The organism is Nocardia sp. NBC_00881 (genome assembly GCF_045207455.1).
Lineage (GTDB): Bacteria > Actinomycetota > Actinomycetes > Mycobacteriales > Mycobacteriaceae > Nocardia.
This window is the reverse complement of record NZ_CP108798.1, coordinates 5,264,962-5,287,206: the sequence shown is the minus strand read 5'-3', so window position 1 is coordinate 5,287,206 and position 22,245 is coordinate 5,264,962. Positions and strand designations below refer to the sequence as shown.

Below are 22,245 nucleotides of genomic sequence, written 5' to 3'. Positions count from 1 at the left end.
TGTGGCCATCACGGAGAGTGGGCCGGATCAGCGTAGTTCGGCGCGGTTTGCGTGCCTCCGGCGGTGGGTAAACCGTTGCAGGAGTCCGTCTTCGGCCACATTCGCCAAACCGCGGCGAGTATCGACGCTGTCGGTTTTACTTGCTGTTGTGTCCTCCACTTCCGCCGCTGTCACCGGGCTGCCCCCGGTGGTCACAGGCCGCCTCCGTAATACCAAACGCTTCGTTACCGACCCGATTACGTTCCTCTCCGACTCTATGACTCAGCACGGCAACGTTTTTCAGTTCCAGCTGATAAACGGGAGTATGGTCGGGATCACCCATCCGCACCACATCAAGTACATCTTGCAGGAACGCATGGCGAACTTCACCCGCGAGACCCAGATGTACGACATCATCGAACCGTTCATCGGACGCGGGCTGGCGTCCATTGCCGATCACAACCGCTGGCGACGCAACCGGCGCCTCGTCCAGCCCGCCTTTCACCACAAGAAGATCAGTGCGCTCAGTGAGACCATGGTGGCCGAGATCGACGCCATGTGCGACGAATGGGCTGAACATGCCCGTGCCGGACGGACGGTCAATATCGGCGAGCAGATGAGCCACCTCACGTTGCGGATCGTGGTGCGGGCGCTGTTCGGATTGGATCCGCAAGGCCCGGAGGTCACCGGCTTCTCCGCCGCGACGCAGCGGCTGAATGCCGAATTGGGGAAGTTCGTCCGTATGCCGTTGGTCCCCTTGAAGTTTCCGACGCCGAGCCACCGTCGATTCTGGCGGGCGATCGACGAGATGGACGCCATCGTCTACACGGTGATCAACAAGCTGCGCGACACCGACAGCAATGGCTTGCTGGCCATGCTCATGAACACCACGGATGCCGATACCAACGAGAATTTCACCGACCAGGAGCTGCGCGACGAGGTCGTCACCATGCTCTTCGCCGGTCACGAGACCAGCTCCTCGGCTCTGACGTCCGCCATTCTGCTGCTGCAAGTGCATCCTGAGGTGCGTCAGCGGTTGCGCGATGACGTCGACACCGCGTTGGCCGGCGGGCACGCCACCATGTCCGACCTGCCCGCGCTTTCTTACAGCAAGCAGGTGATGGAGGAGGTGTTGCGGCTCAAACCGCCGGCATGGATGGGACAACGCCGCGCCGACGAGGACGACGAGATCGGCGGCTTCCGCATTCCGGCAGGCACTACGGTGATGTTCAGTTACTACCACGCACACCGGAACCCCGAGTGTTGGGACCAGCCGGACACCTTCGACCCGGACCGCTTCACCGCCGACGCGGTCGCTGCCCGTGACCGGAACGTGTACTTGCCCTTCGGCGCGGGCGGACACCTCTGTATCGGCAACGCGTTCGCGATGATGGAGATGCAGCTCGCGCTCTCGACCATTATGCGGCGGTTCGAATTGACCATCGAGAACCCGGACCTCACCCCGAGTTCCGCGCTGACCCTCAACACCAAGTACCCGGTTATCGCGAGGCTCACCGAACGGCAATAGCGCTGCGAACAGGGCCGTTCGAACCGCCCCTGCGAGTCCAGGACTTCGATGGACTCGCAGGGGCGGTTCAATGCTGTCACCAGCTCCATCTCCGTCCCCGGCCGCTTGTGTAGTTCGGTCAGGTCTGATCGCTCATGTCGCTCGCTATCTGCGAGTTTGCCGAAAGCTCGGAGATGAATTGCGGTGCAACGAGTCTGGTGTGCTGTAATCGCACTGCGTTATGGTGCAGCATCTTCGCAGGCACACGAATTTCATCTTCGAGACCCAGAGGGGCTTATGGTTTTCCGCGCCGAGACGGCACAACTCCGACGTACAGCGCCCCGGCTCGCCATGACGTTTGCCGCTGCCACGGCCTTGACGGCTGTGGGCGCGGCTCCTGCTCTCGCCGATCCGATCACAGATGCGCTACCGACCGGGGTGGAGGCGAGTTTCGTGATCTTCGACCGCACGACCGGCGCCTCGAGTGTGCAATTCGACGCACACAAGCAGTACCGGGCCGCGTCGGTGGTCAAATTGCTCATCGCGCTCGACTATCTGGAATCCCATGATCCACAGGCCATTTCGTTCGACGATTCGGCCCGGTTGCAGGCGATGCTGCGCTCCAGCGACGACGACGCCGCCAGCTACCTGTGGATCGAGAACGGGTGGGACCAGATCATCGAACGGATGGTCGCCAAACTCGGCCTGAGCGACACCATGCCACCCGCGGACCGCGGGATGTGGGGCTACACCGCGATCAGTGCCGCCGACGTAGTGACGACCTATCGCTATATCCTCGACACTGCGAGCCCGGCCGTCCGTGACTTCATCATGAGCAATCTGCACGAATCGACGAAATGCGGTCAGGATGGATTCGACCAATCCTTCGGCATAGCCCGCGCCCTCGCCAGGCCCGCCAGTGTCAAACAGGGCTGGTCCGGCTTTGGTGACGCACCCGAGCCCGACAACGAATGCGCACCCGAGAACCCGAAACCGCCGATTCCGCCAGGGGCTCTCGACGCCGCCGCCGAGAGCCCCATCGTTATGGGCCGAGACGGCATCGATGAGAACTGGACCTTCACCGAGGGAGCCCCGCCCAGCGCACCCGCGATCAACCTCGGCAAGCGAGCCATGCACACCACCGGCACCGTCGGCGAACACGACGAGAAAATCATCGTTCTGCTGACCCTCGAACCAGCCGGAACCCCATGGGACGTCTCATCCCAGCGCACCACTTTGCTCACCAAGGCCATCGACCTCGCACACTGGAGCGAGACAACTGGACTGGGATCGTACTAACGCATCAGCTGCTCGTCGCCCCCGTACGTCGCTCATAGCGTGAGCGTGCGAGGTCATAGGCCTTGTGAAGCAGTTCGCGGGTTGTCTTATCGGACCGCTGGCCGGGATTTACTACCGCGAGCCAGCCTGCGGAGCCGTAGACGGGGTGTGCGATCACGGTGTCGGTAACGCTGGGGTCGATGTCCATGGCTGCTTCGCGCGGCGCGTGGCCGGTCCACCGGATGAAGGATTCCTTCCCAGCGGCGATGTTGACGCGGAACGCATCCGGGTGGTCCAGGCGCGATTTCTCGTCGCCCGGGTAGTTCTTCGTAACGATCGTCGCGAAGGGTTGGGTCGCGTTCGGCACGACACCACTCGGTGAGTAGTAGAAGAACGTATCGCCCCAGCTGATCTCGGGCGAACCGTCGCCGGGTCCCGGCCTGAGGGCCAAGACTCCCTCGAGGTTCGATACGAAGCGGATGATCTCATCGATGGTCATGCCCTCCAGCGTTTCATTAAGGTGCTTGTGGAGACTTCGAGACGATTGACAGGGGAGGTGGGGTGTCGACCCTCAACTCGTCCATACGCACAGTCGATGTCGCGCGACGTGCCGGTTACTCCGTGCAACAGGTACGCAATCTCGAGCGCGACGGGGTGCTGCCGACCGCGATGCGGACAGCCGCGGGCTACCGCAGGTACGGCGAAATTCACCTGCGTTCCGCGCTGGCTTACCGAGCGCTGGCGGCCGGTGTCGGTCCGGTCGAGGCCAAGCGGATCGTTCGTGCCGTACACCGGGGCCCGGCCTCGCAGGTGCTTGCCTTCCTCGATGCGGCACACGCCCGACTCGATCGAGAGCGGAGGGATCTCGAGCTCGCCAAGGCGGCGGCCGAGGCGATCTCCGCCGAGCCGATCGCGGATGTCCGCGCATCGGACTCGATGAGCGTGTCCGAGCTCGCTGCCGCACTCGGAGTGCGCCCGTCGACCTTGCGGCACTGGGACGCCGAGGGGCTCGCTGTTCCTGACCGCGTCTCCACCCAAGGAACGCGACGTTATTCGCCGGCACAAGTTCGGGATGCTCGGATCGTTCACCAGTTGCGCAGCGCCGGATACCGCATCGAAACCCTCCGCGCTCTGATGCCGAACTTGCCGCGCGGACAATCGGAAGACGTCGCAGCCGCGCTGGCAGCCCGGGACGGGAGCATCGCGGCTCGCTCCCATGCCCTGCTCGACGCCGCCGCGGCGCTCAGCGCTGTGATCTCGCTTGCGGCACAATAGCCTTGCGACGTCGGGAGAGCGCTGGGGCTGGGTGGTCGCGGCGGTCTATCTGCCGCACGACTGCGCGAGTCACGGTTTCTTTTACAACGCGACAAATTTGCCTGAGCAGTCCAGTATGAACGGCTTCCCCGGGGAGGTTGGATTCCAGCCCCGAGTCAGTCCTATACGGATGCCGGCGGGAACGTCAGCCGGACGAACCGGGACGGGCGGCATATCGACCCAGTTGCTGGGGTGCGCATGTCCGGTCTTGACGACCAGCGTTGAACCCGGATGCTCCGCGTGCACGACGGCGTAGATGCAAGGAGACGATCCGATCCCCTGGTCGTATGTCGGCCGTGGTCGCAGCCGCCATCGATAGGTCACCCCATCAACGATGATGCGGCGGCTCCCCTTCTTCATCAGCGTCATCGCGCCCTCCTCGAAGAGTTTCAGAGTAACGGCAATTCTTCAGCGTCCTGGACCAACGGTCTCTCGGTGATCGACACCTTCGGTCAGGAACTTCGCCACAGCGGCGGAGTAGGTGCCGGGGTGAGAAAAGCGGAACATGTGACCGGTCCGCTCCAGCACGACCTCGGTCGCATCAGGAATCCCATCGAGCATCACTTTGGCGGGGGCTTCACCGACGATGACGTCGTGTTCGGGGGTCAGGATCAGAGTCGGGACCGTGACCTGGTCGAGTTTGTCGACATAGTAAGCCGACAGGGCCGCGGTGATGCGGGCGCCATATGACTCCGCAGGGGTGTTCTCCCGGAACACGCGGCGGCTTTCGGCCTCGTTCCAGGGAACCTGGCCTGCACCGTCGAAGGGGGAGGCCAGGCGGTAGGCGTGGGCGCGCAGGACGATGTGCTGGTAAGCGCCACCGCGCATCTTGCCCATGGTCCGCATCGCGGTGTTCCAGAACCGGGAGGTGACCGGGTTGGCCGCGAATCCACCCGACATCACCAGCCCGCGCAAACCTTTCGGCCGCCGAACCGCCAACGCCAGCGCGATCTGAGCGCCGAAGGAGTCTCCGACCAGAACATAGTCGTCGAGGTCGGCGACCGCGTCAGCGACGAAGTCGGCATAGATCTCCATATTGTCGACGGCCTCGGGCAGCTTCAACAGACGCGCGGGCCACTCGCTCAGCGAGTCGAACCTGCTGATGTCCCATGGTGCGCCGGACATGCAGGGGATGAAAACAAGGGTGGGGTTCTTCGATGCGTTCGTCATGTCAAGTATATTACACGACATATATGTCGTGTAATATGTTATCCGTATCACATGGATGGGCATGGCGGTCACTGGAATATTCGCCGACTCCGCAGGCCTTCAGACGGCATGACAACGTTCGAGAACGCGCTGACCATCAACCGCCCGATCGCCGACGTCTTCGCCTACCTTGCGCAGTTCGAGAACGTTCCGCGCTGGAACTACGCCATCACCGAGACCCGCAAAACCTCGGCAGGCCCGGTTGGGGTCGGGTCGACCTATCGGCAGACCCGATCGATTCCCGAACCAGCTGTGGAAGCGTTCGAGGTCACCGAATTCCAACCCACGCAACGGCTGCAGATCCGTGGCCAGTTGGGCCGATTCCCGGCAGTGTTGTCCTACGATCTGGAATCCGCCCCCGGCGGTACCATGCTGCGAAACGTGATCGACCTCGAACTCCGCGGCCCGCTGCGACTCGCGAGCCCCATCGTCACAGCACAAGTCAAGTCAGCGGTAGCAGCCAACCTCGACGTCCTTCGGCAACTACTCGAGACATAGCTCCCCACCTCTCCGTGTGGGCGGAGCTGTCAAAACCGGTCGAACAGCTCGAGGCGGGGCGGCCGCACCGGTTCCACCGCTACGAGCTGCCCGACGACCACCCGCCCGGCATGGGTGTTTCGTTGTCTTCGGGATCAGGCAGACCGCATGGTGATGGTGCCATCCAGTGACCGCACCCGGTACTGGCCTGGTCCCGGAATCGGCGCATCCAGGAACAGGTTCAGCTGCCTGGCGAACTCGGCGACGTCGACGCCCATCCTGTGCCGCAGCTCAAACGTCGGCACGGCATCAGGATCGGCGAGGATTGCCAGCATGAGGTGCTCCACGCCAACATAGTCGTCACCGCGTTCGTGGGCGATCCGCTCGGCGGCGGAGATGATCAGCTCATAGTCCTGGGTGTGCCTGATCGACATCAGTCCATCCTCCCATCACATGCCGAGGACTTGGGTCCATTGGTAGTAGGTGTGGCCCCACGAGTCTTTGTACCGCTTGCACAGCCAGAACCTGTTCCCGTGCGCATCCCTGGTCCGGACGTGCTGGTTCTCCGTCGGCGTCGGACTCCGATTCCGGCCATGTCGCCGAGTCGCTGTATTTGCAGGCGCTGTCGTTGTTGTTCGGGTCGACATGACCGAACAGGCATGGCCCGTTCGAATCCTCGGCCACGGCGACCGCTCCGCCGAACGTGGACGCGCCGATGATGCAGGCCGTGAGCATGGCCCCCAGTAAGTTACGCATTTCGATCTCCCCTCATTTCCTGATCCGAACGCCCTCGCCGGAATCCTTGGGTTCACCCGGTCCTTGCTCGGATCTATCTCGGATGCCCCGACTGTTGCCGGGATGTTGGGGGGCCGCCGACCCGATCAGGCATTGGCGGTCCGGTACTCGCGGTATGGGCGTGTCGCGGCGAGGCGGCTGCCATGGTCAGTGATCTGCCAGTAGGTCGGGACACCGTCTGTGCTGGATGCCCACCCGTCATAAGCGAGGGATGTCGCGGCGACCCGCGCGGTCGTCGCCGCGAGACCCGTCCAGATGCTCAGTTCCTGCGTCGTCAGCGGCTCACCCTGGGCTAGGGCACCGAGCACCATCGCCTGTGATCTACTGAGCGCCATCGGCTTTCCTCGCCAGCACACGCAGGCCGTCACATACTCGCTCGAGCAGCTCCAGGGAGTCGCCATGTTTGGCTTCCCTGAACAGTTCGGCGGTTTCCTCTGGGGTGTACGGCCAGCCATCGGCGCCGATGATCGACAGCGTGCCGTCGATGTAGCTCTGCCTGACGCCGATGGGCTCGTCACGCGTCATGGTCGGCCCCGTCCCCGGAGCCCATGATGTACGCCGTTGCGGCGAGGTACTGGAGGCAGGTGTGCCCGTGGCCAGCGTGGACGTTAGTCACGAATCGGGCCTGGTCCAGCGAACGAATTGGGCTCTCGGCGTGGCAGTTCCGGTGGAAGTGACGCCACTGCTCGGCGTCGGCCAGCGTGGTCACCGGATGGCCCGCCACGGCTTGACGATCTTGGCTTCGATGAGGACATCGAGTGCGGCGGCCTTATCGGCGCACGTTTCGGTGTCGCAGCCGATTCGGGCCTGCCACACCAGATGTGCATCCTCTGGGGTGTACGGGGTATCGGGTGCGACATGGCACGTCTCCGTGCTTCTCACCGGCCGATCGAAGAACCAGATCGTGCCGTAGAAGACGGCAGCTACCGTGAAGGCGATCAGTAGAGCGATGGGCATTTGTCTATACCCCCAGGCGCGTCGTGTGTGTGTTCCATTGATGGGCACCCGACGCCGGGGAGTTCAGGGCTCAGCCCGGCGTCGGGGCCACATTCAGAGTCAGCCGACAGGATGTGTCCGCGTGATGACGGAAGCGGCGTCAATCCGCCTCTATTCAAGGCGACATTTAGGCGTCAAAGGGCTACCGTGGCGACATGGCATCCGCACCGAACACGGCTCTCCGCGCGGCCCGGAACGCGCGCCTGATGAGCCAGGACGACCTCGCGCGGGCACTCCGGGACGCAGGATGCGCCAGCGCCACCAAACGCCTTGTACAGCGCTGGGAATCAGGGCTCACCACCAACCCGCGGCCATCGCACGCGCGAGCACTGGAGAAGGTCATGCGGCTACCGATCGAATCCCTAGGGTTCGGTGCTGTAATGGCCGGCCGAAGCCTTTCCGGCGGCGAGGACGGGACCGTGGTCGACTCGGCTATCGGCGAAGTCGCGCCCGAGCAGTTCGCCGCCGCGCGGCGACCGAGGACACCCGGTAACTACTCAGGGATTTGGCTGTCTCGGTATGAGTACTACTCGAGCGGCAGGGACGCGACGTTCACGGCCGTGCACCACGTCGTGGTGTTGCAGCACGACAACCGGCTGACGGTTCGCAGCCTGCCGAACTCGGCGCAGTCGTCCCTCGAGATGGACCTCACGGTGGACGGGCACGTCGCTACAGGCACATGGAGCGAGCACACCGCCCAGGACGGCTACTACCGCGGCGCCTACTACCACGGCGCGATTCAACTGCTGGTCGAGCTGACCGGCGCTCGGATGGCCGGGAAATGGGTCGGGTTCGGCAAGAGCTTCGAGATCAACTCCGGTCCGTGGGAGCTGGTGTTGCAGGACTCCTCGACGTCCAAGGCCACGATCGAGGCGTACGACCAGCCGCCCGACGTCTCTTGATGTAGCCGAGGGGTTGAGAGGGAGTCGAACTCGCTGCCAAGTATCTGGTGGACCTTGCCCAGCGAAGGCCCGAAACCGGCCTAATCGGTTGCGGGCCTTCGCCGTCGTGGTCGGGGACAACCTGCGCGTGTCACCTACTTGTTCACGATTCCGGCCGTACGGGTGAGTTCAGGGGTGGGCCAGAGTCCATAATCCCGGCTCACTAGACCCCTCTGTACGGGCTTGCACCCACCTGGACGGCTGTTGGTCATCCTCGAGGATGACCGAACTCGCCACTTTGTAGGGACGCGCACAGCCGCGTTTTGCGGAATGCTGGGCACATGATCGAGCTGAAAGGCCTGACCAAGCATTACGGGCAGACCGTCGCGGTACAGGATCTGACGTTCACCGTTCGACCAGGGCAGGTGACGGGGTTCCTGGGACCGAACGGTGCCGGTAAGTCGACCACCATGCGGATGATCCTCGGATTGGACAAGCCCACCGCGGGCACCGCGCTGATCCAGGGCAAGCCCTACCATGAGCTGGACCATCCACTGCGGATCGTCGGTGCGCTGCTGGATGCCAAGTGGGTACATCCGAACCGGTCGGCGCGCGCCCACCTGGAGTGGATGGCCGCATCGAACGACATCGCCAAGTCCCGGGTAGAAGAGGTGCTTCGACTGGTCGGCCTGTCGGAGGTGGCGGGCAAGACCGCGGGCGGTTTCTCCCTCGGCATGTCGCAGCGGCTCGGCCTGGCCGGCGCACTGCTCGGTGACCCGCAGGTGCTGCTGTTCGACGAGCCGGTCAACGGGCTGGACCCGGAGGGCATCCTGTGGATCCGCCGGTTCATGCAGCGATTGGCCGCCGAAGGCCGCACGGTACTGGTCTCCAGCCACCTGCTTTCGGAGATGGCGCAGACCGCCGAGCACCTGGTGGTGATCGGTCGCGGCAAGCTCATCTCGGACTCGACCACGCAGGAGTTCATCGAGCGCGCCTCGGAGCAGTCGGTGCGGGTCCGCAGCCCACAGCTGGACCAGCTGCGCAGCGTGCTCACCTCGAACGGCATGACCGTCCGCGAGGACGGTGCGGGCGCCGACGGCCCCGCGCTCGTCGTCGCGAACGTGTCCAGCGACGCGGTCGGCAAACTGGCGGGCGCGAACGACATCACGCTGTTCGAGCTGGCTCCCCAGCGCGCTTCGCTGGAGGAAGCGTTCATGCGGATGACCGGCGGTGCCGTGCAGTACCACGGTGAAGGATTCGATCAGGTGATGGGCCCGGAGGCGGCAGCCCGCGTATCCCCGCAGGGCACCGCGGACGCCGCGTCCTACACAGCGATGGGAGGTGCGCTCTGATGGGCGTGCTGGCAGCAGAACGAATCAAACTCACCTCGACCAGGTCGCCTTGGTGGTGCTCGGCGATAGTTATCGCACTCGCGCTCGGCATGGCCGCCCTCCTCGCCTGGGTGGCGCGGGCGTCCTACGGCAAAGAGGGTTCGATCAACCTGACGGTCTCTACCGCGGTGGCCGGGATCAGCGGATTCGGTGTGATGGTCCTGATGATCATGGCGACGCTCACCGTGACGAGCGAATACCGCTTCGGCATCATCCGGACCACGTTCCAGGCCACTCCACATCGGGCCAAGGTCATTCTCACCAAGGCCGGGCTCGTCGGCGTGTACGGCGCGCTGCTGACGATTGTGCTGGTATTCCTCTCCTACCTGGTCGCCAAGGCGCTCGGTGGGGCGGACGCGGGCGCGACTTTGACCCTGTCGACCGGGGACGACTGGCGCGAGGTCTACGGCATCCCCATCTACACGTTCCTGTGCGTCGTCCTCGCGGTCGGCATCGGCGTGCTGGTGCGACAGTCCGCTGCCGCGATCTCGCTGATCGTGCTGTGGCCGCTGCTCATCGAGGGCCTGCTCGGGGCATTCGGCAATTTCGGCCGCAACGTCACCCCGTTTCTGCCGTTCGCGAACGCGAGCCACTTCTACAGTGCTTCCCCTACCACCGCCAACTGGCACTGGGGACCCGTGGGCAGCCTGCTCTACTTCACCGCGTTCGTCGCGATCGTGTTCGGCGCGGCCCTGGTCATGGTGAATCAGCGCGACGCGTAGCGAGAACTACCCGAGTCGCTTTCCCTCGCCACTCGGTGGATTTCGTGCTTTTGCGAGACAACGATTGCTTATCTTCCGCCTGTCGCGGCGTTAGCCGAGCCACCAGGCGACGGCGCCCGCCGCCGCGAGGACGGCGCAGACCGCGAGCGTGATGGACAGCGGCCGAGCGGCCTTCCATGTGGTGTAGGCGCCGCCGAGGAGGAATCCGGCCAGGGCGAACAGAATGATCACGGCGACGTCGGTGGACACCGTGCTCATCTTCCTCCATCCCGCCTCCGTCGCCGCGCCGCGGGTGATGATGACCCGCTGTGGCTTCTCAATCGAAGTGGTGGCGCCAGTCGGCGTTGGCTCGCTGCGCTCGATCCGGCGACGCTCGGTGGCGGAGGAGCCGCGGTGGAGCCATCAGCGGACCGGTCATGCACGTGCTTCCAGGTCAGCGCCGACCGCGGCGGGGGCAGAAAAGTCGCACCTTGTTCCGAGCTATTGACAACGGAATTTCGCAGCGTGCTCAGGACTTGCGGAGCAGATGAATACACCGCCGTGGGTGGCACTGCCGATTGTCAAACCAGTTGGCTCACAGGCCAGCTCATAGTCCGGCGTCCCAGGAAGCAGGTGCCGATCTTCGAGCGGTCGCCACCGGGAGGCAGATCGTCCGGGGGCCCACTCATACGTGTCGAGATGGAGTAGCAGGGTGCTCGGCGCGCCGCAGTCACTGCACACCAGATCCGGCATATCGGTTGTGGACCAACTCATGCTACCGCCGACTTTGAAGCCGGGAGCTGTCGACATCTGGTAGTACAGCGACGGGGGAACCCATTGAGTATCCTTTTCGTCTGCCGGATCCTCGTCCTCCTCCGAGTCCGGCTTCCACGACTGCAGTCGTTCGAGTACCTCGTCCGGAAGCTCCTCGTACCAGGGGTACTCCAGTACCCGTTCCGGATCCAGGATGCATGGGCGCGGACAGCGGTTCTCGGCTCTCGGGTCATCGAATTCAGCGAATGGGACAGCCAGTGCATCGGTCACGTCCGCGGTCCGCCGCCAGAACACCTGGATACAGTCGTAGTCCCAGTCCTCGCCGCGCCACATCAGCTGCACGAGGTCCTTTCCCTCGGGAAACGTGATCTCGGGAAAGTCGGCAGCGAATAGTTGAGCCAGCGGAATGAGGGGAGCGCGGCAGGCGGTACGCAGCCGGCTTGTACGCTCAGCGACGGTTAGCTCACCGTGGGTGCTCTGCTCGCTGATGCGGTCACGTGCAACTGGCCCGCGTGCGCTGGCGCCGACACCGTTGTGCACATAGCAGTAGACGGCGTCGCAGCGCGGCCACGGTTCCGCCGCAGGCCACAGGAGGGGGCCACCGATGTGGCTGTCTGCAATTCCAGGGCTACCGGGGCGAGGGTGAAGTCGGACAGTAGCGTGGACGTATACGTCTATGCCCGGAACAACGTCTGCAAGATCAACCGGTGGCTTTCCAGAAGTGTGCGTCACACCGTCATTGTTTATCGGACCGTACCCAGTCGTTCTCCATGCCTGGGAGCTGGGACACGATCCCTACCACGGAGGCGTCGAAGTCCGGGGCAAAATTAACAAGCACGCACGCTTGCTTTTTTCTGAGCAGGGTGTCATGCTGGTCGTGGAACGCGAACTCACGGGTGCGGCCGGACGGTACGCCACAAGACTGCCCGGACTGCTGTCCGATTACCGCCCGCAGCGCTCGGACCGACAACGTCCGGTCGCCGCACAGAAGGGAGGCATTCCCGCTGATGAGTATGCTGGCCGCGGACCCGGATGTACTCCGGATCGGCAACTGTTCCGGCTTCTACGGTGACCGGCTCGGTGCCATGCGCGAGATGCTCGATGGCGGGCAGCTCAACGTGCTCACCGGTGACTATCTCGCCGAGTTGACCATGCTGATCCTCGGCCGGGACCGGATGAAGGACCCGAGCCTCGGATACGCCAAGACCTTCGTCGAGCAGATCGAGGAATGTCTCGGGCTCGCCTTGGAACGCAACGTGCGGATCGTCGCGAACGCGGGCGGCCTCAATCCCGCCGGGCTGGCGGAGAAACTGCGCAAGGTCGCCGCCGATCTCGGGCTGGACGCGAGGATCGCGCACGTCGAGGGCGACGACCTGGTTGCGCGGGCCGGTGAACTCGGCCTCGGCGCGCCGCTGACCGCCAACGCCTACCTCGGCGCGTGGGGCATCGTCGAATGCCTGAACGCAGGCGCGGACATCGTGGTCACCGGCCGGGTCACCGACGCTTCGGTGGTCCTCGGCCCTGCCGCGGCACACTTCGGTTGGGGCCGAACCGATTACGACCAGCTGGCCGGTGCGGTGGTGGCGGGACACGTCATCGAGTGCGGAACCCAGGCGACCGGCGGCAACTACGCCTTCTTCACCGAACTCGCCGACCTGGGCAGGCCCGGCTTCCCGCTCGCCGAAATCCGCAGGGACGGCAGCAGTGTCATCACCAAGCATGAAGACACCGGCGGTGCGGTCACTGTCGACACCGTCGAGGCCCAGCTGATGTACGAAATCCAGGGCGCCCGCTACGCGGGACCCGACGTGACGTCCCGGCTGGACACCATCCGGCTCGACCAGGAGGGTCCGGACCGGGTGCTGATCAGCGGCGTCACCGGTGAGGCCCCGCCGCCGCGGCTCAAGGTCTCGCTGAACACGCTCGGCGGGTTCCGCAACGAGATGGAGTTCATTCTCACCGGGTTGGACATCGAGGCGAAAGCGGCACTGGCGCGACGACAGCTGGAGTCCTGGCTGCCGACGAAGCCCACGGAGCTGACCTGGACCCTGGCCCGGCTGGATCGACCGGACGCCGACACCGAGGAACAGGCCAGCGCGCTGCTGCGCTGCGTGGTTCGCGACCCTGACCCGGACAAGGTCGGCCGCGCGTTCTCCAATGTCGCGGTGGAGCTGGCGCTGGCCAGTTACCCCGGGTGCAGTTTCACCACATTGCCTGGTAACGGATCTCCGTACGGCGTGTACACGCCAGGGTTTGTCGATGCCTCCGAGGTGCCGCACACGGCGGTGCTGCCGGACGGCAGCCGCGTGGCCGTCGCGCCGTCGACCGACACGGTGGTCCTGGCCGAGGTGGCCGAGCCGCCCGCTCCGGAATCTCTGCCTACCACCGAAACCCGCCGTGCGCCGTTGGGCGCGATCGCGCTCGCCCGCAGCGGCGACAAGGGCGGCAACGCCAACATCGGAGTGTGGGTGCGCACCGACGAGCAGTGGCGTTGGCTGGCGCACACGCTCACAGTGGAGACCGTCAAAGAGTTGCTCCCGGAGGCGGCTTCGCTCACCGTCACCCGGCACGTCCTGCCCAACCTGCGGGCGCTGAACTTCATCATCGAAGGTCTACTCGGCCAAGGCGTGGCCTACCAGGCCCGCTTCGATCCCCAGGCCAAGGGACTCGGCGAATGGCTGCGGTCCCGTCATCTCGACATTCCAGTGGAGCTTTTGTCATGACCGGTCAGGGCCCGGAGGCGGCAGCTCGCGTCACCACGCAGGGCCCCCGGTCATGCGAGAAAGGACACCGCATGACCACACTGTGGGAAACGCCGGAACGGCGCGAGTTGCGTACCACCGTACGAGGTTTCGTTGAACGGGAGATCCTGCCGTACCTGGAAGGCTGGGAGCGCGAGGGTGAGATCCCACGCGAGCTGCACAAGAAGGCGGGCGCCCTCGGCCTGCTCGGTATGCAGTTCCCGGAGTCCGCGGGCGGTTCCGGCGGCGACGGCGTCGACGCCATGATCGTCTGCGAGGAGATGCACCAGGCCGGCGCGTCCGGTGGACTGTTCGCTTCGCTGTTCACCTGCGGCATCTCGGTGCCGCACCTCGTCGCCTCAGGCAATGCCGAGCAGCTCGAGCGCTGGGTGCGGCCGACACTCGTGGGCGAGAAGATCGGCTCGCTGGCGATCACCGAGCCGGGCGGCGGCTCCGACGTCGGGCACCTCACCACCACGGCCCGCCGCGACGGCGACCATTACATCGTCAACGGTGCCAAGACCTACATCACCTCCGGCGTGCGCGCCGACTTCGTGGTCACAGCAGTACGCACCGGAGGACCGGGCTCTGGGGGCATCTCGTTGCTCGTGGTCGACAAGGGCACGCCGGGCTTCACGGTCAGCCGCAAGTTGGACAAGATGGGCTGGCTCGCCTCCGACACCGCCGAACTTTCTTACGTGGACGTCCGTGTGCCGACGGAGAACCTGGTCGGCCAGGAGAACTCCGGTTTTCACCAGATCGCGGGCGCGTTCGTCAGCGAGCGCGTCGCCCTTGCGGTGCAAGCGTATTCGAGCGCGCAGCGCTGCCTTGACCTGACTTTGGAATGGGTACGCAACCGGGAAACCTTCGGCCGTCCGCTGATCAGCCGGCAGGCGGTGCAGAACACGGTCACCGAGATGGCGAGACGCATCGATGTCGCCCGCGTCTACACCCGCGATGTGGTGCAGCGCAGTGCCGAAGGTGAGACCGACCTGATCGCCGAGGTGTGCTTCGCCAAGAACACCGCCGTCGAGGCGGGCGAGTGGGTGGCCAACCAGGCCGTGCAGCTGTTCGGCGGCCTCGGCTACATGCGCGAATGCGAGATCGAGCGGCAGTACCGGGACATGCGCATCCTCGGCATCGGCGGTGGCACAACGGAAATCCTCACCGGACTGGCGGCGAAGCGATTGGGGTACCAGGCATGACCGGTCAGGCCCGGAGGCGGCAGCCCGCGTCACCACGCAGGGCCCCGGTCATGCCAGAAAAGGACACAGCATGACCGGTCAGGCCCGGAGGCGGCAGCCCGCGTCACCACGCAGGGCCCCGGTCATGCCAGAAAAGGACACAGCATGACCGGTCAGGCCCGGAGGCGGCAGCCCGCGTCACCACGCAGGGCCCCGGTCATGCCAGAAAAGGACACAGCATGACCGTACTGCGCAGTACCCTGGACACCGCCGCATTGGAGTACACCGCGGCGGCGGACGCCATGAGCGCCAAGCTCACCGAGGTCGAGGCCGAGTTCGCCAAGGCCATCGCGGGCGGCGGCCCCGACAAGCTGGCCCGGCATCGCAAGCGTGGCAAGCTGACCGCACGCGAGCGCATCGAGCTGCTCGTCGACGAGGACTCCCCGTTCCTGGAGCTGTGCCCGCTGGCGGGCTGGGGTAGCGAATTCCACGTCGGCGCGAGCACCGTCGCGGGCATCGGCATCGTAGAAGGTGTCGAGTGCATGATCGTCGCGCCCGACCCCACCGTGCGCGGTGGCACCTCGAACCCATGGACGCTGCGAAAGACGTTGCGCATCAACGATATCGTGCGAGCGAACCGGCTTCCGGTGATCTCGCTCGTGGAATCCGGTGGCGCGGACCTGCCCACGCAGAAAGAGGTCTTCGTCCCCGGCGGCCAGATGTTCCGTGATCTCACCCGGGCGTCGGCGGCGGGTATTCCGACAATCGCGCTGGTGTTCGGCAACTCCACCGCGGGCGGCGCCTACATCCCGGGCCTGTCCGACCACGTGGTGATGATCAAGGAGCGCTCCAAGGTGTTCCTCGGCGGCCCGCCACTGGTGAAGATGGCCACCGGTGAGGAGTCCGATGACGAATCCCTCGGCGGCGCCGACATGCACGCGCGGATCTCCGGCCTTGCCGACTACTACGCGCTCGACGAGCAGGACGCGATCCGTATCGGCCGCTCCATCGTCAAGCGGCTGAATTGGCGCAAGCAGGGGCCCGCTCCGCGCACCGAGGTGATCGAGCCGCTCTACGACCCGGAGGATCTGCTCGGCATAGTCCCCCCGGATCTGAAGATCCCGTTCGACCCGCGCGAGGTGATCGCCCGCATCGTCGACGGCTCGGATTTCGACGAGTTCAAACCGCTCTATGGCAGCAGTCTGGTGACCGGATGGGCGGAGCTGCACGGATATCCGATCGGTATCCTGGCGAACGCGCGCGGCGTCCTGTTCTCCGAGGAGTCGCAGAAGGCCACCCAGTTCATCCAGCTGGCCAACAAGACCGACACGCCACTGCTGTTCCTGCACAACACGACCGGCTACATGGTCGGTAAGGAATACGAGCAGAAGGGCATCATCAAGCACGGCGCGATGATGATCAACGCGGTCTCCAACTCGAAGGTGCCGCACATCTCGGTGCTGATGGGCGCGTCCTACGGCGCCGGCCATTACGGCATGTGCGGCCGCGCCTTCGACCCGCGTTTCGTGTTCGCTTGGCCCAGCGCGAAATCCGCCGTCATGGGCGGCGCACAGCTGGCGGGTGTCATCTCGATCGTGGGCCGTGCCGCCGCCGAGGCGAAGGGCCTGCCGTTCGACGAGGACGCCGACGCCGGAATGCGAGCCATGGTCGAGGCGCAGATCGAAGCCGAGTCGCTGGCCATGTTCATGTCCGGGCGGCTGTACGACGACGGCGTCATCGATCCGCGCGATACCCGCACCGTGTTGGGAATGTCCTTATCGGCCATTCACAATGCCCCGATCAAGGGCGCCGACGGCTTCGGCGTCTTCCGAATGTGAGGCGCGCCGTGTCCAACTCCCCCCTCGCTCTCGCCCCGGCGATCACGAACGTCCTTGTCGCCAACCGTGGCGAGATCGCCCGCCGAGTGTTCGCCACCTGCCGCCGGATGGGCCTCGACACCGTCGCGGTGTACTCCGACGCGGACGCCGCCGCGCCGCATGTGGCCGAAGCCGACACCGCCGTCCGGCTGCCCGGCAACACGCCGGCCGAAACCTATCTGCGCGGTGAGCTGATCATCGAAGCCGCGCTGGCAACCGGCGCCGACGCCATCCACCCCGGATACGGATTTCTTTCCGAGAACGCCCAATTCGCCAGGGCGGTGCTGGATGCCGGGCTGGTCTGGATCGGCCCTCCGGTCGAGGCGATCGAGCAGATGGGCTCGAAGGTCGCCTCGAAGAAACTGATGGATGTCGCCGGCGTCCCGGTGCTCGCCGAACTGGATCCGACCGAGGTCACCGCGGCGCATCTGCCGGTACTGATCAAGGCCTCCGCGGGCGGCGGCGGGCGTGGCATGCGGGTGGTGCGCGACCTCGCCGACCTGACGTCTCAGATCGATGCCGCCCGGCGGGAGGCGGAATCCGCGTTCGGCGATCCGACGGTGTTCTGCGAGCGCTACCTCGAGACCGGCAGGCACATCGAGGTCCAGGTGATGGCTGATATCCACGGCACGATCTGGGCGGTCGGCGAACGCGAGTGCTCTATCCAGCGTCGCCATCAGAAGGTGATCGAGGAGGCTCCCTCGCCGCTGGTCGAGCGCACCGAGGGCATGCGCGCTCGGCTGTTCGAGGCGGCGCGGCTCGCGGCGGACGCGATCGGCTACACCGGTGCGGGCACCGTGGAGTTCCTCGCCGACGAACAGGGTGCCTTCTTCTTCCTGGAGATGAACACGCGTTTGCAGGTCGAGCATCCGGTCACGGAGTGCACCACCGGACTGGATCTGGTTCGGCTGCAATTGGATGTCGCGGTGGGCGGCGCGCTGCCCGCCGAGCCGCCCGCGATGCACGGGCACTCGATCGAGGCGCGGCTCTACGCCGAGGACCCGGCGCATGAATGGCAGCCGCAGAGCGGAACGGTGCACCGGATCGATATCCCCATGGTGGCAGCGGAATTCGATCTACTCGACCGGCCGGGCGTGCGCTTGGACACGGGCGTTGTGGCCGGTTCGGTCGTCGGCGTGCACTACGACCCGATGCTGGCAAAGGTCATCTCCTACGCCGAAACCCGCGGCGAGGCGGCACGATTGCTGGCCGCCGCGCTGCACCGCGCGAAGATCCACGGCCTGGTCACCAACCGGGACTTGCTGGTGCGGGTACTGCGCCATCCGGCGTTCGCGGCCGGTGCCACCGACACCGCGTTCTTCGCCACACATGGCTTGGACACCCTGGCCGCGCCGCTGGTATCCGAATCCGACGAGGCGCTGTCGATCGTCGCCGCCGCCCTCGCCGACGCGGCCGCGAACCGGGGCAGCGCCGGAGTGGGTGGTGGATTGCCCAGCGGCTGGCGGAATCTGCCCTCGCTGTCGCAGCGCAAGTCCTACGAGAGCCGCGCCAGTGGGACGCACGAGATCAGCTACCGGTTCGGTAGGACCGGCGTCGCGGTAGACGGCCACGACGGGCTCGAGCTCGTCGAGTCCGCCCCCGATCGCGTGGTCCTCTCCGTGCCCGGTCCAAGCGGCCCCGTGCGTAGGCAGTTCGAGGTGGCGCGCTACGGCGAGCAGGTCTATGTCGATTCGCCTTTCGGCCCCGTCGCCGTGCGCAGGCTGCCGCGCTTCAGCGATCCGGCCGATCAGGTGGCCACCGGATCGCTGCTCGCGCCCATGCCCGGCAGCGTGATCCGGATCGGCGCAGAGGTGGGCAGCCACGTCGAATCGGGCCAGCCCATTCTGTGGCTGGAGGCGATGAAGATGGAGCACACCGTCGCCGTGCCCGCCGCCGGTGTGCTCAGCGCTGTCAATGTCACCGTCGGCCAGCAGGTCGACGTCGGCGCCGTGCTGGCGGTCGTCGAACCCGCCGCGGACAACGAAGACCCGGAGGAGCGATGAGGAGCCATTGCGCAGCGCCTGATCGCTCCGACCGGGTGCGACTGTCCCGCAGAACACAGGAGAACTGATGAGCTTCATCGAAACCGACGAACAGAAGGCGCTGCGGGCCGCCGTCGCCGCACTGGCCGGGAAGTACAACTACCGCGACTACGTGCTGCCGAAAGCCCGCAAGAACGAGCCGCTCAGCGAATTATGGGATGAGGCAGGCAAACTCGGCTTTCTCGGCGTGAATCTGCCGGAGGAGTACGGCGGCGGTGGCGCGGGCATGTACGAGCTCGCGCTGGTGATGGAGGAACTCTCCGCGCAGGGCGCCGGTCTGCTGCTCATGGTGGTCTCCCCGGCCATCTGCGGCACCATCATCACCAAGTACGGCACCGACGCGCAGAAGCGGGAATGGCTGCCCAAGCTCGCCGACGGCTCCGGCACGATGGTCTTCGGCATCACCGAGCCGGACGCGGGATCCAACTCGCACCAGATCACCACGACCGCGCGCCGCGACGGCGAGGATTGGATCCTCAACGGCCGCAAGATCTTTATTTCGGGCGTGGACCAGGCCGAGGCCGTGCTGATCGTGGCCAGGACAGCGGACCACAAGACCGGCAAGCTGAAGCCCGCCCTGTTCATCGTGCCGACCGATGCCGAAGGCTTCACCAAGACGGCGCAGGAGATGGACATCATCGAGCCGGACCACCAGTACAACCTGTTCCTCGACGACGTCCGGCTGCCGTCCAGCGCGCTGGTCGGCAAGGAGGACGCGGCGCTGATGCAGCTGTTCGCGGGTCTGAACCCGGAGCGCATCATGGGTGCCGCCATGGCCGTGGGCCTCGGCCGCTACGCCATCGACCGTGCCGTGGAATACGCCAAGGAGCGCACCGTGTGGAAGACGCCGATCGGTGCGCACCAAGGCATTTCGCATCCGCTCGCGCAGGTGAAGGTCGAGCTCGAGCTGGCCAAGCTGATGATGCAGAAGGCCGCTACCCTCTATGACGCGGGCGAGGAAATGGGGGCCGCGGAGGCCGCCAACATGGCGAAATACGCCGCGGCGGAGGCCAGTATCAGGGCGCTCGACCAGGCCATCCAGACCCATGGTGGTTCCGGTCTCACCCGTGACGTCGGGCTGGCCGCCATGCTCGCCGCCTCGCGCATCGGCCGCATCGCCCCGGTCAGCCGGGAAATGGTCCTGAACTTCGTCGCCCAGTATTCGCTGGGCCTGCCGAAGTCGTACTAGGAAAGGCCATCGATGACCGAGACGGTTCCGTTCGTCCGCTACGCAGTGGCGAATGGTGTCGCGACGCTCACGCTCGATTCGCCGCACAACCGCAACGCACTGTCGTCCAAGCTGGTCGCCGAGCTGCTGCGCGGGCTCGACGACGCGACCGCCGACGACAATGTGCGCGCGATCGTGCTCGCGCACATCGGAAGCACCTTCTGCGCGGGCGCGGACCTGAGTGAGGCGAGCAACGCCGATCCCACGGTGGCCGCGGACGAGCGCACCCGGGTCATGATCGAGGTGCTGCGCAGGCTCGTGGAGATCCCGAAACCGGTGATCGCGCAGATCGACGGCAATGTCCGCGCGGGCGGCATGGGAATCGTCGCCGCCTGCGACCTCGTGGTGGCCGGGCCGGACAGCAGTTTCGCGCTCACCGAGGTGCGAATCGGGTTGGCGCCGTTCATGATATCGCTGACCCTGCTGCCCAGGCTCACCCCGCGCGCGGCCGGCAGGTACTACCTGACCGGCGAGAAGTTCGGCGCCGCCGTGGCCGCGGAGATCGGCCTGGTCACAGTCACCGCCGACGACCCGGCGGCCGAGGTAGCGCGGCTGTGCGCGGAGTTGCGCAAGGGTTCCCCCCAGGGGCTGGCCGAGTCCAAACGGCTGGTGAACGCGAGCATCCTCGCCGAGTTCGACGCGTCGGCCGAGGAGCTCGCGGCACGCTCGGCGGGCTTCTTCGGCACAAGTGAGGTGCAGGAAGGCATGCTTGCCTTCTTGCAGCGTCGCCCCCCGAGCTGGGCAGAATGACCCCCATGGCGACTCCGCACGAACCCAAGCAGGACCGCAGCCGAGCGACTCGGCAGCGCCTGCTCGAGGCGACCATCGACTGCCTGGCCGAAAGGGGTTGGGCGGCAGCCACAGTCGCCGTCGTCGCCGAACGTGCGGGGGTGTCGCGTGGCGCGGCGCAGCATCACTTCCCGACCAGGGAGGACCTGATCACTGCCGCGCTGGAGTACATGTTCGACACTCGCAGCGGGCAGGCCATCGAGGAGGCAGCGACGCTGCCGGAGCCGGTGTGTGGCGTCGCCCGGACGCAGGCGGTGGTGGCGGGGCTGGTCGAGTCCTACACCAGTCCCTTGTTCAAGGCGGCCCTCCAGGTCTGGACCCACGCAGCCGCAGACCCGGCCCTGCGCGAACGCATCGTCCCGCTCGAGGCCCGCTTCGGGCGCGCCTCACACCGCCGCGCGGTCAAGGCCCTCGGCGCCGACGACTCCGACCCCGTAGCCCACCACCTGGTCCAAGCGACCCTCGACATGGCCCGCGGCCTCGGACTCGCCGACGTCCTCACCGACGACTCGGCCCGCCGAAAACGAATCGTGGAGCAGTGGGCGGCGACCCTGCACGCCGCCTTGCACGCACCGCGCTGAGCGGACCAGCACTCCAGGTCAACCTTGATCCGAACATCAGTCAAGAGCGCCGTTCGCGGCAAATTAGACGGGGCTAGCACAATCCCTGCTGCTCGAGCCGCCCGGAATCGATCGCGTAAGACGACGCTCCGATGGCGGCGCCGATCAGTCCGACGATGATCGCTCCGGGAATCGCGCCCACAAAGAAGACAGGCAGGCCGATGAGCGCACCGACGGCAGCCCCAACCGCCGCTCCCAACCCTGTCCTCAGTTCGATGGTGTCACCGGGCGGCAGACACACCTTGACGTACGACACCTGCGGCGTTTCCCCCGATGACGCGCTGACCTGCGCGGACTGTTCCGCTGGTGCGGCCGACGCGATGGACGCGAATCCCACGGTGAGCGCGGTAGCGACCAGTGCGCCGATGACCGTAACGGCCAGCTTCATGATGGCATTCAACTGTTTTCCTGTTTGTTTCGTGGTGGACGCGTGACCTGATGGTGGCTGAGGCCCCGGCTCCC

The 22,245-nt window shown here is 65.7% G+C and carries 24 protein-coding genes; 14 read left to right on the top strand and 10 right to left on the bottom strand.

The genetic code is table 11. The features are described from left to right. The first annotated feature begins 148 nt into the window (after window positions 1-148). Together OH799_RS22530 and OH799_RS22525 are read left to right on the top strand one after the other, a co-directional pair. A complete protein-coding gene (locus tag OH799_RS22530) occupies window positions 149-1,507 on the top strand; it encodes a cytochrome P450 (RefSeq protein ID WP_406267478.1) in 1,359 nt (452 codons plus the stop codon). 330 nt (window positions 1,508-1,837) lie between these two features. Continuing rightward, window positions 1,838-2,785, top strand: a complete 948-nt coding sequence (locus OH799_RS22525; RefSeq protein ID WP_406267475.1) for a hypothetical protein — start codon at window positions 1,838-1,840, stop codon at window positions 2,783-2,785. 4 nt (window positions 2,786-2,789) lie between these two features. Here OH799_RS22525 and OH799_RS22520 read toward each other — a convergent pair whose 3' ends face one another. Then, window positions 2,790-3,263, bottom strand: coding sequence for a DUF6194 family protein (locus OH799_RS22520; RefSeq protein ID WP_406267472.1), 474 nt, complete (start codon window positions 3,261-3,263; stop codon window positions 2,790-2,792). Between the two features lie 62 nt (window positions 3,264-3,325). Between OH799_RS22520 and OH799_RS22515 the strand changes: the two genes are divergently transcribed. After that, window positions 3,326-4,039 (top strand): MerR family transcriptional regulator, encoded by a 714-nt coding sequence (locus OH799_RS22515; RefSeq protein WP_406267469.1) that lies wholly within the window; start codon window positions 3,326-3,328, stop codon window positions 4,037-4,039. Window positions 4,040-4,120: 81 nt separating this feature from the next. Here the strand turns inward: OH799_RS22515 and OH799_RS22510 are convergent, their stop codons facing one another. Further along, the gene (locus OH799_RS22510) at window positions 4,121-4,447 is read right to left on the bottom strand and encodes a hypothetical protein (protein ID WP_406267466.1); all 327 of its coding nucleotides are present in this window, start codon (window positions 4,445-4,447) and stop codon (window positions 4,121-4,123) included. Window positions 4,448-4,486: 39 nt separating this feature from the next. Then, window positions 4,487-5,248, bottom strand: coding sequence for an alpha/beta fold hydrolase (locus OH799_RS22505; protein WP_406267463.1), 762 nt, complete (start codon window positions 5,246-5,248; stop codon window positions 4,487-4,489). Between the two features lie 108 nt (window positions 5,249-5,356). Between OH799_RS22505 and OH799_RS22500 the strand changes: the two genes are divergently transcribed. After that, window positions 5,357-5,785 carry an SRPBCC family protein gene (locus OH799_RS22500; protein ID WP_406267460.1) on the top strand — a complete coding sequence of 143 codons (429 nt, stop codon included), beginning with the start codon at window positions 5,357-5,359 and terminating at the stop codon, window positions 5,783-5,785. 134 nt (window positions 5,786-5,919) lie between these two features. Here OH799_RS22500 and OH799_RS22495 read toward each other — a convergent pair whose 3' ends face one another. From OH799_RS22495 to OH799_RS22480, 4 genes are all read right to left on the bottom strand, one after another. After that, on the bottom strand, window positions 5,920-6,198 hold the full coding sequence (locus OH799_RS22495; RefSeq protein WP_406267457.1) for a Clp protease N-terminal domain-containing protein: 279 nt from the start codon (window positions 6,196-6,198) through the stop codon (window positions 5,920-5,922). 447 nt (window positions 6,199-6,645) lie between these two features. After that, window positions 6,646-6,894 (bottom strand): hypothetical protein, encoded by a 249-nt coding sequence (locus OH799_RS22490; protein WP_406267454.1) that lies wholly within the window; start codon window positions 6,892-6,894, stop codon window positions 6,646-6,648. After that, complete coding sequence (locus OH799_RS22485) at window positions 6,881-7,084, bottom strand: hypothetical protein (protein WP_406267451.1); 204 nt, start codon at window positions 7,082-7,084, stop codon at window positions 6,881-6,883. The genes OH799_RS22490 and OH799_RS22485 overlap by 14 nt, the downstream gene beginning before the upstream one ends. A 180-nt stretch (window positions 7,085-7,264) precedes the next feature. Beyond that, window positions 7,265-7,516 carry a hypothetical protein gene (locus tag OH799_RS22480; RefSeq protein WP_406267449.1) on the bottom strand — a complete coding sequence of 84 codons (252 nt, stop codon included), beginning with the start codon at window positions 7,514-7,516 and terminating at the stop codon, window positions 7,265-7,267. 194 nt (window positions 7,517-7,710) lie between these two features. Between OH799_RS22480 and OH799_RS22475 the strand changes: the two genes are divergently transcribed. From OH799_RS22475 to OH799_RS22465, 3 genes are all read left to right on the top strand, one after another. Then, entirely contained in the window at window positions 7,711-8,457 is a 747-nt protein-coding gene (locus OH799_RS22475; protein WP_406267446.1) for a helix-turn-helix transcriptional regulator, read from the top strand. A 320-nt stretch (window positions 8,458-8,777) separates the two neighbouring features. After that, on the top strand, window positions 8,778-9,788 hold the full coding sequence (locus tag OH799_RS22470) for an ABC transporter ATP-binding protein (RefSeq protein WP_406267443.1): 1,011 nt from the start codon (window positions 8,778-8,780) through the stop codon (window positions 9,786-9,788). After that, complete coding sequence (locus tag OH799_RS22465; protein WP_406267440.1) at window positions 9,788-10,549, top strand: ABC transporter permease; 762 nt, start codon at window positions 9,788-9,790, stop codon at window positions 10,547-10,549. The genes OH799_RS22470 and OH799_RS22465 overlap by 1 nt, the downstream gene beginning before the upstream one ends. 90 nt (window positions 10,550-10,639) lie before the next feature. Here the strand turns inward: OH799_RS22465 and OH799_RS22460 are convergent, their stop codons facing one another. Then, the gene (locus OH799_RS22460; RefSeq protein WP_406267438.1) at window positions 10,640-10,807 is read right to left on the bottom strand and encodes a hypothetical protein; all 168 of its coding nucleotides are present in this window, start codon (window positions 10,805-10,807) and stop codon (window positions 10,640-10,642) included. A 222-nt stretch (window positions 10,808-11,029) separates the two neighbouring features. Next, window positions 11,030-11,644, bottom strand: coding sequence for a hypothetical protein (locus OH799_RS22455; protein ID WP_406267435.1), 615 nt, complete (start codon window positions 11,642-11,644; stop codon window positions 11,030-11,032). Window positions 11,645-12,309: 665 nt separating this feature from the next. Between OH799_RS22455 and OH799_RS22450 the strand changes: the two genes are divergently transcribed. From OH799_RS22450 to OH799_RS22420, 7 genes are all read left to right on the top strand, one after another. After that, window positions 12,310-14,025, top strand: a complete 1,716-nt coding sequence (locus OH799_RS22450; RefSeq protein ID WP_406267432.1) for an acyclic terpene utilization AtuA family protein — start codon at window positions 12,310-12,312, stop codon at window positions 14,023-14,025. A 71-nt stretch (window positions 14,026-14,096) separates the two neighbouring features. Then, entirely contained in the window at window positions 14,097-15,248 is a 1,152-nt protein-coding gene (locus OH799_RS22445; protein WP_406267429.1) for an acyl-CoA dehydrogenase family protein, read from the top strand. Between the two features lie 218 nt (window positions 15,249-15,466). Next, window positions 15,467-17,065: an acyl-CoA carboxylase subunit beta gene (locus OH799_RS22440; protein ID WP_406267426.1), complete on the top strand. Its 1,599-nt coding sequence runs from the start codon at window positions 15,467-15,469 to the stop codon at window positions 17,063-17,065. A gap of 8 nt (window positions 17,066-17,073) precedes the next feature. Continuing rightward, entirely contained in the window at window positions 17,074-19,107 is a 2,034-nt protein-coding gene (locus tag OH799_RS22435; protein ID WP_406267423.1) for an acetyl/propionyl/methylcrotonyl-CoA carboxylase subunit alpha, read from the top strand. Window positions 19,108-19,174: 67 nt separating this feature from the next. Beyond that, a complete protein-coding gene (locus tag OH799_RS22430) occupies window positions 19,175-20,335 on the top strand; it encodes an acyl-CoA dehydrogenase family protein (protein ID WP_406267420.1) in 1,161 nt (386 codons plus the stop codon). Between the two features lie 12 nt (window positions 20,336-20,347). Next, window positions 20,348-21,124, top strand: a complete 777-nt coding sequence (locus OH799_RS22425; RefSeq protein ID WP_406267417.1) for an enoyl-CoA hydratase family protein — start codon at window positions 20,348-20,350, stop codon at window positions 21,122-21,124. 5 nt (window positions 21,125-21,129) lie between these two features. Then, entirely contained in the window at window positions 21,130-21,744 is a 615-nt protein-coding gene (locus OH799_RS22420) for a TetR/AcrR family transcriptional regulator (protein WP_406267415.1), read from the top strand. Window positions 21,745-21,817: 73 nt separating this feature from the next. On the opposite strand, the gene OH799_RS22415 is transcribed toward OH799_RS22420, so the two are convergent. After that, window positions 21,818-22,171 carry a hypothetical protein gene (locus OH799_RS22415; protein WP_406267411.1) on the bottom strand — a complete coding sequence of 118 codons (354 nt, stop codon included), beginning with the start codon at window positions 22,169-22,171 and terminating at the stop codon, window positions 21,818-21,820. Between the last annotated feature and the right edge of the window lie 74 nt (window positions 22,172-22,245).